Here is a 12,770-nt window from a genome sequence, read left to right on the forward strand (position 1 = left end):
CAGATGCGTCTAGAAGGTGCGCCCCATGACCAAATCCGATCCCTTTGGCTTCGATATGTCCGTCCGCTCCGCCAAGAAGAAAAACCCGCGCGGGCGGCGCGCTGCCACGGGCGCCTCTGAGACGTCCCAGCGCGTTTGCGACAAGGACGGCTGCCAGGAGGCCGGCAAGTTCCGCGCACCCAAGGCGCCGGATGTGCTGGATGACTTCTACTGGTTCTGCCAGGAGCATGTGCGCGAGTACAACAACCAGTGGAACTTCTTTGAGGGCACTACAGAGGCCGAACTGAACGCGCAGCGCTCCAAAGACAAGGTGTGGGAGCGCGAGACCAAGCCGCTCGGCGACCCGGAGGCGCGTGCCTGGGCGCGGCTGGGCATCGAGGACCCGCATCAGGTGCTGGGCGCCAACGCCACACAGAACCCGGGCCGCGCCGCCAAAGCAGGCCGCCGCCTGCCGCCGACCGAGCGCCGCGCCATTGAGATCCTCGAGGCTAAGGACGACTGGTCCAAGGCCGATATCCGCAAGGCCTACAAGAAACTGATCAAGGTGCTGCACCCCGACATGAACGGCGGCGACCGCAGCCAGGAAGAACAGCTGCAAGAGGTCCGCTGGGCCTGGGATCAGATCAAGGACAGCCGCAGCTTCAAGTGAGCGCGGGCGGAATTGCGCAATGCGGGGCGGCTGAAGCCGCCCTTTTTCTTTGCGGCACCGGCAGTTGCAATGGGCGGTCTCTTGCCGAAATTTTACGATAGAGATTTTATTTCTTTGACGCGTGCCGCCTTAACCGGCTACGCAGGGTCATGCCGGACGCAGCTGTCCCCCCAAGAGCGCGACATAACCGGCAGAATGCGCCCCCCGCTGCCCGGCTGGGGGCGCTTTGACGCTGATGCGGCGGCTGCCGCAGGTCCTGCTCTGCCGCTTCCGCCCGTCCAGTTGACGGCCAATCGCAGCCTCAGCTGGTTTCCGGCGCGACTTTCCCTTGCCCTTGGCCGCCAGATCAGGCACCAATCCCGCGAATTGACCCCTGACGGCAGGGAAGAGGGATAAGGACCGACTGCGATGACCGACGGATTTGTGGATATGAATGCGAAACCGACCGAAGCGATTTCGGTGCGCGATGTGTTCGGGATCGACACGGATATGACGGTCAAGGGCTTTGCCGAGGGTTCCGAGCGGGTGCCGGCCATGGACCACACCTACAAGTTCGACCCGGAAACCACGCTGGCGATCCTGGCCGGCTTCAGCCACAACCGCCGCGTGATGATCCAGGGCTACCACGGCACCGGCAAGTCGACCCACATCGAACAGGTCGCTGCGCGGCTGAATTGGCCCTCCGTCCGCGTCAACCTCGACAGCCACATCAGCCGGATCGACCTGATCGGCAAGGACGCGATCAAGCTGCGCGACGGCAAGCAGGTCACTGAGTTCCACGAGGGCATCCTGCCTTGGGCGCTGCGCAACCCGGTTGCAATCGTGTTTGACGAATACGACGCCGGCCGCGCTGACGTGATGTTCGTGATCCAGCGGGTGCTGGAGCATGACGGCAAGCTGACCCTCTTGGACCAGAACGAGATCATCACCCCGAACCCGTTCTTCCGCCTTTTTGCCACCGCCAACACCGTCGGCCTGGGTGACACCACCGGCCTCTACCACGGCACCCAGCAGATCAACCAGGCGCAGATGGACCGCTGGTCGCTGGTCTCCACCCTGAACTACCTGAGCCATGACGCCGAAAGCGCCATCGTCCTGTCCAAGGCGCCGCATTACAACACTGAGAAGGGCCGCAAGACCATCTCCCAGATGGTGACGGTCGCCGACCTCACCCGCACGGCGTTCATGAACGGGGATCTGTCCACCGTTATGTCGCCGCGGACCGTGATCAACTGGGCCCAGAACGCCGAGATCTTCCGCAACGTGGGCTATGCCTTCCGCCTGTCGTTCCTGAACAAATGCGACGAGCTGGAACGCCAGACCGTGGCCGAGTTCTACCAGCGCTGCTTTGACGAAGAGCTGCCCGAAAGCGCCGCAAGCGTTTCGCTGGGCTGAATGTGACGTACCGCCCGGCCGTCAGGCCGGGCAGCGCCCGTCCCGCCCCCCACGGGGCGGGCGCTTCGCTTCCCACCCCGCCGGGCCGGGCGCTGCCCTAACCGCAGCTGTCCCACTGGACTTTCCCGAAACAAGGGGGGATGCTCAAAAGGGATAAGGTGCGACCATGAAAAAGCCGAACGACAACCCCGCCGATCCGTTCAAGAAGGCGCTGGCCGAAGCCACCAAGGTCATGGCCGACGACCCGGAACTTTCGGTCAGCTACACCGTCGACCCCTCGGGGCTGTCGGGCGACTCGATGCGGCTGCCGCAGGTCTCCCGGCGGATGAGCCGCGAAGAGGTGCTGCTGGCACGCGGCACCGCGGATGCTCTGGCGCTGCGCCACAAATTCCACGATGACGCCACCCATGCCAAATACGCCCCTCCCGGCGAAATGGCCCGCGACCTTTATGAGGCGATGGAAACCGCCCGCTGCGAGGCGATGGGCGCGCGCCACATGCCCGGCACCGCGTCGAACATCGACGTGAAGATCCGCAACGAGTCGATCCGCCGCGGCTATGACCAGATGAAATCCTCTTCCGAGGCGCCGCTGGCAGCCGCCGCGGGCTACCTGGTGCGCCATCTGGCAACCGGCCGCGAGCTGCCCGAGGGCGCCTCCAACATCATGGAGCTGTGGCGCGGCTTCATCGAATCCCAGGCCGGGGGCACGCTGGAGAACCTGGACGAGACCATTTCCGACCAGGCCGCCTTCGCCAAGCTGGCACGGCAGGTGATCTCTGACCTTGGCTATGGCGACCAGTTGGGCGATGACCCGGATGAGCTGGACGACGAGGCCAATGACGAGGCCGAAGACAACGCCGAGGAGCAGCAGGACCCGGACAGCACCGGCCAGGACGATTCAGAGGAAGAGCAGGCCGACGCCTCCCCTGAGCAAAGCCAGGAGCAGCAGCAGGACGAAAGCCAGGCCCAGGTCTCAATGGACGAAATGGCCGACGACGATCTGGCCGAGGACACAGAGATGCCCGACGGCGAGGCACCGCTGGAGCCGCCTGCCCCGCCGCCGGTCTCGGATGCCGACCCGGACTACAAGGTGTTCCTCGACACCCACGACGAGGAAATCAACGCTGAGGAACTGGCCGAACCTGCCGAGCTGGAGCGTCTGCGTGCCTATCTCGACCAGCAGCTGGAGCCGCTGAAGGGCGCGGTGAGCCGCCTTGCAAACAAGCTGCAGCGCCGCCTGCAGGCTCAGCAGAACCGCAGCTGGGAGTTCGACCGCGAGGAAGGCATCCTGGATGCAGGCCGCTTGGCGCGGGTTGTTGCCAACCCGACCACGCCGCTGTCGTTCAAGGTCGAAAAGGACACCGAATTCCGCGACACCGTGGTGACGCTGCTGCTCGACAACTCCGGTTCCATGCGCGGCCGACCGATCTCCATCGCGGCGATCTGCGCCGATGTGCTGGCCCGCACCTTGGAACGCTGCAATGTGAAGGTTGAGATCCTCGGCTTCACCACCCGCGCCTGGAAGGGCGGATTGGCGCGCGAGGCCTGGCTGAACGACGGCCGGCCGCAGCAGCCGGGGCGCCTGAACGACCTGCGCCACATCATCTACAAGGGCGCCGACGCGCCGATGCGCCGCACCCGCGCCAACCTGGGGCTGATGATGAAAGAGGGCCTCTTGAAGGAAAACATCGACGGCGAGGCGCTGGAATGGGCGCACCGGCGGATGGTGGCGCGGCGCGAGGCCCGCAAGATCCTGATGGTGATCTCCGACGGCGCGCCGGTCGATGATTCGACGCTCTCGGTGAACCCGGCGAACTATCTGGAGAAACACCTGCGCGACGTGATTGCGATGGTGGAAAAGCGCAAGCAGGTGGAATTGCTGGCGATCGGCATCGGCCATGACGTGACCCGCTATTACGAGCGCGCGGTGACGATCACCGATGTGGAGCAGCTGGCCGGCGCCATGACCGAACAGCTGGCGGCCCTGTTCGACAGCGACCCGCGCGCCCGCGCCCGCGTCATGGGCATCAAGCGCGCCAGCTGATCCCGTACCGATCCAGGCCAAAGGCGCACTCCCGCGCCTGTGGCCTGCATCTTGAGATGCCGTCTTTAGTCTTGGGCATGGCCGCGTGCGATGCGCGCGGCGGCGCCGGATGCCGCGCATCCGGCGCGTGGCCCAACGGGCCACAGCGCATCTGAGATGCGCCAAGGCTGGGCGGGAGCACACCGCGGGATAAGTGTCTTTCACGTGTTCCGTCAGGTCCCGGAAAATCTCTCCGCCGCCACCCTTGCCAGCCGCAGGGCGATTTGGGACAAGAAGGGGCGCGCGGCTGCTCAGCCCCGCGCCTTTTCTTTGCCGCGGCCGCCGGGATTTCCCCTGCCGCCGCCCCGCCCCTTAAGCAGGAGAGACGCTGATGTATCAGACCTTCGATGTGACTGCACGCCCGGAGCAGGGCCCGCCCCGGCTGGCCGCCCTGCGCAAGGAACTGGCGGCAGAAGGTCTCGACGGCTTCCTGGTGCCGCGCGCCGATGCCCATCAGGGCGAATATGTGGCACCGCATGACGAGCGCCTCAGCTGGCTGACCGGTTTCACTGGCTCCGCGGGCTTTTGCGCGGTGCTGAAGGAGACTGCCGGCGTCTTCATCGACGGCCGTTACCGCACCCAGGTGAAACGGCAGGTGGCCGCGGAGTACACGCCTGTGCCCTGGCCCGAGGTGCAGCTGGCGGACTGGCTGAAGGAGCAGCTCCCGGGGGGCGGCAAGGTGGGATTTGATCCCTGGCTGCATGCTGCTGGGCAGATCACCGCGCTGGAAAAGGAGCTGACGGGCAGCGGCATCACCCTGGCACAATGCGAGAACCTGGTAGACCGGATCTGGGAAGACCAGCCCGCGCCGCCGATGAACCCGGTAACCGCGCACCCGCTGGACTACGCAGGCGAAAGCGCTGCGGACAAATGCGCCCGGCTGGCCAAGGGCCTGCGTAAGGCAGGCCAGGCGGCGGCAGTTATCACCTTGCCCGACAGCATCATGTGGCTGCTCAATATCCGCGGCGCAGACGTGGCCCGCAACCCGGTGGCGCACGGCTTTGCCATTCTGCACGGCGACGCCCGGGTGGACCTGTTCATGGCGGCAGAGAAGCTGGAAGGGCTGCATGGCCATTTTGACGGCTCCGTCACCGTGCATGCCCCCGAAGACTTCCTCAAGGCCGCCGCCGCGCTCAACGGCTCCGTCGCCTCCGATTCCGGCACCCTGCCGCAGATCGTGGCCGACGCGCTTGGCGACCGCATGGTGCCTGCAGGCGACCCCTGCGCGCTGCCGAAGGCGCGCAAAAATGCCGCCGAGATCGCCGGCAGCGCCGCGGCCCATCTGCGCGACGGCGCGGCGATCGTCGAGATGCTGGCCTGGCTCGACACCCAGGCGCCCGGCACCATCACGGAAATCGGCGTGGTGAAAAAACTGGAAGCACTGCGGAGCGCCGACCCCGCCCTGCGCGACATCAGCTTTGAAACCATTGCAGGCACCGGTGAGAACGGCGCCGTCATGCACTACCGCGTGACCGAGGAAACCGACACAAGGCTGGAGGACGGACACCTGCTGGTAATGGACAGCGGCGGCCAGTATCTGGACGGCACAACCGACATCACCCGCACCATCGCCATCGGCACGCCGGGCGGGGAAGAGCGCGCGGCCTACACGCGGGTTCTGCAGGGCATGATTGCGATGTCCCGCCTGCGCTGGCCCAAGGGCCTGGCAGGCCGCGACATCGAATGCATCGGCCGGATGCCGCTGTGGCTGGCAGGGCAGGACTTCAACCACGGGCTCGGCCACGGCGTCGGCGCCTACCTCAGCGTGCATGAAGGGCCGCAACGGCTGGCGCGCACCAGCCATGTGCCTCTGGAACCCGGCATGATCCTCTCGAACGAGCCGGGATACTACCGCGAAGGCGCCTTTGGCATCCGGATCGAGAACCTTTTGGTTGTGGAAGCGGCCCCGGCCCTTGACACCAGCGACCCGGAGCGCGACATGCTGTGCTGGCGCACGCTCACCTTTGCCCCGATCGACCGGCGGCTGGTGGACGCCTCCATGCTGACAGCAGACGAAAAAGACTGGCTCGACAGCTATCACAGTGAGGTTTCGGAGAAGATCGGACCGCTGCTCAGCCCCGCCGCAAGGGCGTGGCTTGATGCCGCAACCGCCCCCTTGTGACACAGCGGTGTCACATAGGCTGCTACATAGACTGAACCAAAGACGACAAGACCGAAGAGAATGGGAAAACACGCATGACCACTATCCGAATCCGCAAGGCCGAAGGCACCTGGACCGTCCGCTCCGGCGGCGCCGTACTGGGGGAAACCTCCAATGCACTGGAGCTGTCGGAGGGCGATCTGGATCCGGTCATTTATTTCCCGCGCGACGATATCGCGATGGCGTTCCTGGACCGCACCAGCAAGACCACCCATTGCCAGCACAAAGGCGAGGCCAGCTATTTCTCGATCGCAAACAAATCCTCGGTCACCGAAAACGCGGCCTGGAGCTATGAGAATCCGAAAGACGAAGTGGCACAGATCAAGGGTCACCTGGCCTTTGTGCTGAGCGAGTCCGTCAAGGTGGAGCAGGTCTGAGCTGCCCAGCCGCATGGCGCTCACCTTCAACAATCATGCACCGGCGCCTTGGCGCCGGTGTTTCTTTTCCTGCGTGCCGCGCAAACGGACGCACCCGCCTGCCTCCGCACGGGGCGCAGGTCAGTTGCCGGTGCGAAAGGTGCGGCTCAGGTCAGAATGGCCCGGCTGAGGTCCAGCCTGGCTTTCTCCAGCGAGTCGCCTGCGCCAGGAAAATCCGTTTCACGTGCGCATTGGATCGCGTAGTTGATCGCCGCTTCCAGGGCCGCCCGCTCGTTTTCCCGCTCGTTTGCCTTTTGTTTCGCACCAGCCTCTTGCGGGCCGGTTTCGAAGGTGTGCATTTTGTTGCCTGCCGATGTGAGTGTGCCTTGCAATTTTCAAATGTAATGTTGAGTCACTCCCTGCCGCAGAGCAATGCACAGATTAATTAAACCTTAACCTGTAGCGGAAATCTCACATATCCGGGGAATGGCGGGACAGATTTCCCCTAAACCGGCGCGGGACCCGGCAGCACAGCCGCAACCGGACAGATCCGCCTACCTGTGCTCCTCTGCCGCTGTCGCGGCCAAGGCCCGATTGTAGGCTTTCAGCGCATCCACATGATAGAGCGCACCGATGACCTCCTCCTCGCCGCCATCCTCCATCACCACCGGAAGGTAAGGCGTATCCGCGCGGTCAAACACCGGCATCGCCGCTTCCAGCGAGGCGGAGGCTCGGATGCACAACCCGTCCTCCACCAGGGCCTGGCACTCTTCCAGCGCAGCGCAGCGGCTGTCGCCCATCGGCCGCATCACCGCTCCGGCACGGATCATGCCCAACAGATAGGCCTGCGGCCCGGCGGCACAGTGAATATCTCGCCGCTCCAGCTGCGTCAGGAAGAATGAGCGCGCCACCAGCCGCGAGGCAAGCGCAGTGGACATGGAGACCGAGACCATCACTGCCAGGCCGATCTGCCAATCGCCGGTCAGCTCAAACACGATAAGAGTGGTGGAAATCGGCGCCCCCAGCACCGCCGCCGCCACCGCCCCCATGCCGGCAAAGGCATAAAGCGTATGGGTGCCGGAAACATCCGGCAGCACCGCGGTGGCGATCAGGCCGAAGGCCAGTCCGGTCAGCGCTCCGATCATCAGCGATGGAGAAAAGACCCCGCCGCCCATGCGCCCGCCCATGGTGATGGCAACCGCCGCGGTCTTGACCACGGTGAACACCACCGCCTGCCCCAGCAGCAGCCCGCCGGTGAGCGCCAGCACCGTGGTTTCATAACCCACGCCGATGATATGCGGGAACCAGACGGCAATCACGCCCAGCATGGCGCCGGACACGGCAGGCCGCAGCCAGCGCGGCAGCGACAGGCGTTTCTGCACCGCATTGCCGACCTTCTCGGCAAAGAAGATTGCCCGCATCTGTGCCACCGCCACCAGGCCGCAGATCAGGCCGAGGATCAGGAAAGCCGGCAGTTCCACATAGAACTGCAGCGCGCCGGGGGTGTTCAGGGTGAACTCGGTGACATCGCCGTATTCAAGCCGGTTGATCACAGTGCCTGCTACAGAGGCCACCACGATCGGCGCGAAGGCGTTGACCGAGAAATGCCGCAGCACGACCTCCATCGCAAACAGCGCACCAGCGATTGGCGCGTTGAAGCTGGCTGAAACCCCCGCAGCGACAGCGCAGCCCAGCAGATCGCGGCCTGTGATGCCATCGGCGTTGATCCGGTTGCTGACCCAGGTGGAGATCACCCCTGCCAGGTGCACCACCGGTCCCTCCCGGCCGGTGGAGCCGCCGGTGGACAGCGTTATGAAGGACGCCAGCGCCGAGGCCAGGCCCTCCTTGTGCTCAACCCGGCCGTCATGTAGAGCTGCGCCTTCGATGACGTCGGCGACCGAGCGCACCCGGGCATCGGCGGTGAAGCGGTCCAGGATCAGCCCCACCACCAGACCGCCGCCTGCCGCGATGGAAACCAGCACATACCAAGGCAGCCCCTGCGCGTAGGAATGCAGGTAGTCGAGATCCGGCGCGCCATAAACCCAGGCCTGCAGCGCGGCGATACCCTTGCGAAAGAAGAGCGCGGCAAAACCCGCCGCGATTCCGATCATGAGCGCAATCAGCCAGAACTGGAACTGGCTGGGGCCGCGGTGGCGCAGCACCCGCCAGATGTCCTTGAGGCCGGCCAGCCATTGAAGCGATATTGCGGAAAGGGACGAACGGATTTCTTGCACCATACCTGTCAGCGGGTCTTTTTGTTTTCTGTGGCCCCTAGCTGCCACACGCCGGTTAAAGAACCCTCACCCAGGCAAACAATCCGGCGGATCATCCCGCCAGCAAGGCGCGTGCCGCGGCGCGGGCTTCTTCCGTGATGGTATCGCCTGAGACCATCCGGGCAAGCTCATCCACCCGTTCCGCCTCGGCCAGCGGCACCACCTGCGACAGCGTCATGCCGTCAACCACCTGCTTGCGGACCTGCCAGTGATGGCCTCCGAGCGCCGCAACCTGCGGCGAATGGGTGACCACCAGCACCTGCCCGCCGTCGGCAAGGCTGCGCAGGCGCCGCCCCACCGCATCCGCCGTGGCGCCACCGACTCCGCGGTCGATCTCGTCGAAGATCAGTGTCTTGCTGGCATCCTCGCCGCGCAGGCAGACCTTCAGCGCCAGCAGGAAGCGGCTCAGCTCGCCGCCCGAGGCGATCTTGTTCAGCGGCCCCGCGGGCGCGCCGGGATTGGTGGCGACGGTAAAGGCCACCGCGTCCATGCCTTCCGGCCCCGGCTCTGCGGTGGTAATGCGGGTTTCGAACACCGCGCGCTCCATCTTCAGCGGCGCCAGTTCCGCCATCACCGCCTGATCCAGCGCCGCGGCGCTTTCGCGGCGCACCGCGCCCAGTTGCTTGGCGGCCTCGGCATAGGCCGCCTCTGCCGCCTTCAGCGCCGCCTCCTGGTCGGCCAGATCCTGATCACCGGCATCCAGCGCCGCCAGCTTGCCGCGCAGGGTTTCGGCATAGCCTGCCAGCTCATCCGGCTGCACATCATGCTTACGCGCCAGCCCGCGGATCGCAAACAGCCGCTCCTCGCAGTCCTCCAGCTCGCCGGGATTGAAGTCGAGGCTGTCCAGCACCCGCTCCACCCCGTCCTGGGCATCACCCAGTTCGATCATCGCCCGGCTGAGCGCGGCCAGCGGTTCATCCAGCCCGCCCTCGGCCTCCTGCCCCGCGACACCTTCCAGCCAGCGCTGCGCCTCGCCCATGGCGCTCTCGGCGCCCTCGCTGAGGAGCGCATGGGCGCGGGCGATGTCGCCGCGGATGCGTTCGGCCGCCTGCATCTGGCGGCGGCGGGTGTCCAGCGCCTCGTCCTCGCCCGGCTGCGGGTCCAGCTTGTCCAGTTCCGCAACCGCGTGGCGCAGGAACTCTTCCTCGGCCCGCACCGCCTCCAGCGCGGCGCGGGTGGCCGCCACCGTCTTGCGCGCCCTGGCGGCCTCCGTCCATGCGCCGCGCACCGTGGCCAGCAGCGCCTGCACCCCGGCATACTGATCGAGCAGCGCCATATGGCCGCGCGGGTTCAGCAATCCGCGGTCGTCATGCTGCCCGTGCAGCTCCACCAGCGTCTCCGACAGCGCCCGCAGCACCTCGCCGGAGCAGCGCCGGTCGTTGACCCAGGCGGTCTTGCGCCCCTCAGAGGTGTTCACCCGGCGCAGGATCAGGGTGTCGCCGCCCGGCAGCCCGGCCTCTTCGAGGATCGCATGTGCGGGATGGGCCGCACCCAGCTCGAACTCCGCCAGCACCTCGCCCTGACTGGCGCCCTGGCGCACCAGCTCGGCACGGCCGCGCCAGCCCAGCACGAAACCAAGGCTGTCGAGAAGGATGGACTTGCCGGCCCCGGTTTCGCCGGTCAGCACATTCAGACCGGGCTGAAAATTCAGCTCGAGGTGATCGATGATCAGGATATCCCGGATATCAAGCGCGCGCAGCATTGCCCCGCCCCATTGCCGCAGCGGCCGTTACAGCCACTGCCCTTTCAGCGTCTGACGGTAGATCTGGCTCAGCCAGTTGTTGCCGCGGTCCTTGGGCTTGAGCCCGTTCGCGGTCAGCAGCCGGTAGCTGTCCTCATACCATTCGGTGGACTGGAAGTTGTGGCCCAGGATGGCGGCCGCGGTCTGCGCCTCGGCGGTCAGGCCCAGCGACAAGTAGCCCTCGACCAGCCGGTGCAGCGCCTCTGCGGTGTGGCTGGTGGTCTGGAAATCCTCCACCACGACCCGGAACCGGTTGATCGCAGAGGTATAGTGGCCGCGGCGCAGATAGTAGCGGCCAATCTCCATTTCCTTGCCCGCCAGATGGTCAAAGGCCAGGTCGAATTTCAGGATTGCCGAATTGGCATATTCGCTGTCCGGGTAGACCTCGATCACTGTACGCAGCGCCTGCAGAGCCTGGAATGTCAGCCCCTGATCGCGGCCCACCTCGTCAATCTGGTCGTAATAGCTCAGCGCTAGCAGATACTGGGCATAGGCCGCATCCTCATCCGCCGGGTAGTAGTCGATGAACCGCTGGGCAGCGGCGCGGCTGTTCTCGTAATCCTTGGTGGTGTGATAGGCGAAGGCTTGCATGATCACGGCCTGCTTCGCCCATTCGGAATAAGGGTACAGGCGCTCGATCTCGGAGAAATAGTAGGCCGCGTCCTTGGGCTGCCGCTGCGCCAGCTCGAACTCGCCGCGCTCATAGATCTGCTCCGGTGTGAAGGCTTCCAGCGACTCGCCGCGCTTTACCGCGCCGCCGTCGCCGCCGCAGCCCGCAAGGGCCGCCATCAAAAGCACCGCGCCGAGGGTTTTGGCTCCTGCCCTGATGCCGTTCATTGTGCCTCACCTCACCGTCATTGCCTTACGGGTGTCCGCCCCGGTTACGCCGTCTCTAGCATAATCAAATGGCACGCAAAACGTCTTTCGCCATTTCCGCACTCACATGGCAGAGAAAGCCGGCGGTGGTCAAGGCTGCCCGGCCGAACCCGCCCTGTTCCGCATCCTATCGACAGGAAAAGACCCGGGACAATTGGGTCCCGGGCCAGTTTGACGCTCGTTCCTGTTTCTCTGCCTTATGCCACGCGGCGCTGTTCGGCCGGGATCTCCGACCAAATCAGCCCCTGCCCGGGCAGCCGTGCGGTCATCGCTGCATCGCAAGCGACGGCCCGGACCGCACCCGGCTCCGCGAACAGGGCCCGCAGCAAAGTGTTGGTAAGCGCGTGCCCCGCGCGCTCGCCAACGTAGCGCCCCAAGATCGGCCCCCCAGCCAGCGCCAGATCCCCCAGCGCATCCAGCATCTTGTGGCGTACAGGTTCGTCAGAGTGGCGCAGCCCCGCACCGCTCTCGACCCGTTCCCCGTCAAACACAACAGCGTTCTCGCCCGGCTTGCCGCCCAGAGCGAGGCCATTGGCCTGCATGGTTTCGACATCCGCCTGGCGGCAGAAGGTGCGGCTGTCGCACAGCTCGCGCGCAAAGCTGCCGTTGCGCATGTCCAGAACCTTGCTCTGGCGGCCGATTGCGGCCTCGGCAAAGTCGATATGGAATTCGATGGTCAGCCGGTCGCTGGGCAGCAGGGTGGCACGGGCGCCATCCTTTTCCACCGTCACCGGCTTCAGGATTTCATAGGCCATGATCGGCGCCGCCAGACGTTGCACGCCATGCTCCATGATTCCGCGCACGAACGGGGCGGAGGAGCCGTCCACGATCGGCACTTCCGGGCCGTCAATCTCGATCAGCGCATTGTGCACGCCGCAGCCGGCCAGTGCCGCCATGATGTGTTCGACAGTGGAGACGCTGACGCCGGAGCCATTGACCAGGCGGGTGCAGAGCGGGCTGCGCTCAACCAGGTCCCAGCGCGCCGGAACCACGGTGTTGCCCAATGCAATGTCGGTGCGCTTGAACACGATTCCGTGCCCCGCCGGAGCCGGGATCAAAACCATGCGTGCGGGTTTTCCTGAGTGCAGGCCGACCCCTTCGAATGCCACCGATGCCTTGAGCGTATTCTGCACGTTGCGCCTCTTTCCGCTGTTTCCGGCCTCCAGGGCCGTGTTGCGGATGAGAGTTAAGGTTTTGCTTAAAAAGCCACAACTCAATCTTTGTAACGGATTGAAA

General features: G+C 65.4%; 10 protein-coding genes. 5 read left to right on the plus strand and 5 right to left on the minus strand.

Translation table 11 applies throughout. The features are described 5' to 3' along the window. Nucleotides 1–25: 25 nt before the first annotated feature. From KUV26_RS19925 to KUV26_RS19945, 5 genes are all read left to right on the plus strand, one after another. Complete coding sequence (locus tag KUV26_RS19925) at nt 26–649, plus strand: DnaJ domain-containing protein (protein WP_222505500.1); 624 nt, start codon at nt 26–28, stop codon at nt 647–649. Between the two features lie 408 nt (nt 650–1,057). Further along, on the plus strand, nt 1,058–2,044 hold the full coding sequence (cobS, locus tag KUV26_RS19930; RefSeq protein ID WP_174147383.1) for a cobaltochelatase subunit CobS: 987 nt from the start codon (nt 1,058–1,060) through the stop codon (nt 2,042–2,044). Between the two features lie 166 nt (nt 2,045–2,210). Then, complete coding sequence (cobT, locus tag KUV26_RS19935; RefSeq protein WP_222509698.1) at nt 2,211–4,088, plus strand: cobaltochelatase subunit CobT; 1,878 nt, start codon at nt 2,211–2,213, stop codon at nt 4,086–4,088. A gap of 370 nt (nt 4,089–4,458) precedes the next feature. Further along, complete coding sequence (locus KUV26_RS19940) at nt 4,459–6,249, plus strand: aminopeptidase P family protein (protein WP_222509699.1); 1,791 nt, start codon at nt 4,459–4,461, stop codon at nt 6,247–6,249. Nucleotides 6,250–6,323: 74 nt separating this feature from the next. Continuing rightward, nucleotides 6,324–6,665 carry a DUF427 domain-containing protein gene (locus KUV26_RS19945; protein WP_222505497.1) on the plus strand — a complete coding sequence of 114 codons (342 nt, stop codon included), beginning with the start codon at nt 6,324–6,326 and terminating at the stop codon, nt 6,663–6,665. Between the two features lie 146 nt (nt 6,666–6,811). On the opposite strand, the gene KUV26_RS19950 is transcribed toward KUV26_RS19945, so the two are convergent. The 5 genes from KUV26_RS19950 to lpxC all read right to left on the minus strand — a co-directional run bounded on the left by KUV26_RS19950 (nt 6,812) and on the right by lpxC (nt 12,667). Next, a complete protein-coding gene (locus KUV26_RS19950) occupies nt 6,812–7,003 on the minus strand; it encodes a hypothetical protein (protein WP_222505496.1) in 192 nt (63 codons plus the stop codon). Between the two features lie 195 nt (nt 7,004–7,198). Beyond that, the gene (locus KUV26_RS19955; protein WP_222505495.1) at nt 7,199–8,881 is read right to left on the minus strand and encodes a chloride channel protein; all 1,683 of its coding nucleotides are present in this window, start codon (nt 8,879–8,881) and stop codon (nt 7,199–7,201) included. An 88-nt stretch (nt 8,882–8,969) separates the two neighbouring features. Further along, nucleotides 8,970–10,619 carry a DNA repair protein RecN gene (recN, locus tag KUV26_RS19960; RefSeq protein WP_222509700.1) on the minus strand — a complete coding sequence of 550 codons (1,650 nt, stop codon included), beginning with the start codon at nt 10,617–10,619 and terminating at the stop codon, nt 8,970–8,972. Between the two features lie 27 nt (nt 10,620–10,646). Next, entirely contained in the window at nt 10,647–11,495 is an 849-nt protein-coding gene (locus KUV26_RS19965; protein ID WP_222505493.1) for an outer membrane protein assembly factor BamD, read from the minus strand. Nucleotides 11,496–11,731: 236 nt separating this feature from the next. Then, nucleotides 11,732–12,667 carry a UDP-3-O-acyl-N-acetylglucosamine deacetylase gene (gene lpxC, locus KUV26_RS19970; RefSeq protein WP_222509701.1) on the minus strand — a complete coding sequence of 312 codons (936 nt, stop codon included), beginning with the start codon at nt 12,665–12,667 and terminating at the stop codon, nt 11,732–11,734. Nucleotides 12,668–12,770 lie beyond the last annotated feature (103 nt).

This window comes from Leisingera daeponensis (assembly GCF_019801465.1).
Taxonomy (GTDB): Bacteria; Pseudomonadota; Alphaproteobacteria; order Rhodobacterales; family Rhodobacteraceae; genus Leisingera; species Leisingera daeponensis_A.

What these genes read in the sequence shown, in the direction of transcription:
- KUV26_RS19965 (WP_222505493.1), bottom strand. Translation starts at nt 11,495, where the DNA reads ATGAACGGCATCAGGGCAGGAGCCAAAACCCTCGGCGCGGTGCTTTTG.
- recN (WP_222509700.1), bottom strand. Translation starts at nt 10,619, where the DNA reads ATGCTGCGCGCGCTTGATATCCGGGATATCCTGATCATCGATCACCTC.
- KUV26_RS19945 (WP_222505497.1), top strand. Translation starts at nt 6,324, where the DNA reads ATGACCACTATCCGAATCCGCAAGGCCGAAGGCACCTGGACCGTCCGC.
- KUV26_RS19950 (WP_222505496.1), bottom strand. Translation starts at nt 7,003, where the DNA reads ATGCACACCTTCGAAACCGGCCCGCAAGAGGCTGGTGCGAAACAAAAG.
- cobT (WP_222509698.1), top strand. Translation starts at nt 2,211, where the DNA reads ATGAAAAAGCCGAACGACAACCCCGCCGATCCGTTCAAGAAGGCGCTG.
- cobS (WP_174147383.1), top strand. Translation starts at nt 1,058, where the DNA reads ATGACCGACGGATTTGTGGATATGAATGCGAAACCGACCGAAGCGATT.
- KUV26_RS19955 (WP_222505495.1), bottom strand. Translation starts at nt 8,881, where the DNA reads ATGGTGCAAGAAATCCGTTCGTCCCTTTCCGCAATATCGCTTCAATGG.
- KUV26_RS19940 (WP_222509699.1), top strand. Translation starts at nt 4,459, where the DNA reads ATGTATCAGACCTTCGATGTGACTGCACGCCCGGAGCAGGGCCCGCCC.
- KUV26_RS19925 (WP_222505500.1), top strand. Translation starts at nt 26, where the DNA reads ATGACCAAATCCGATCCCTTTGGCTTCGATATGTCCGTCCGCTCCGCC.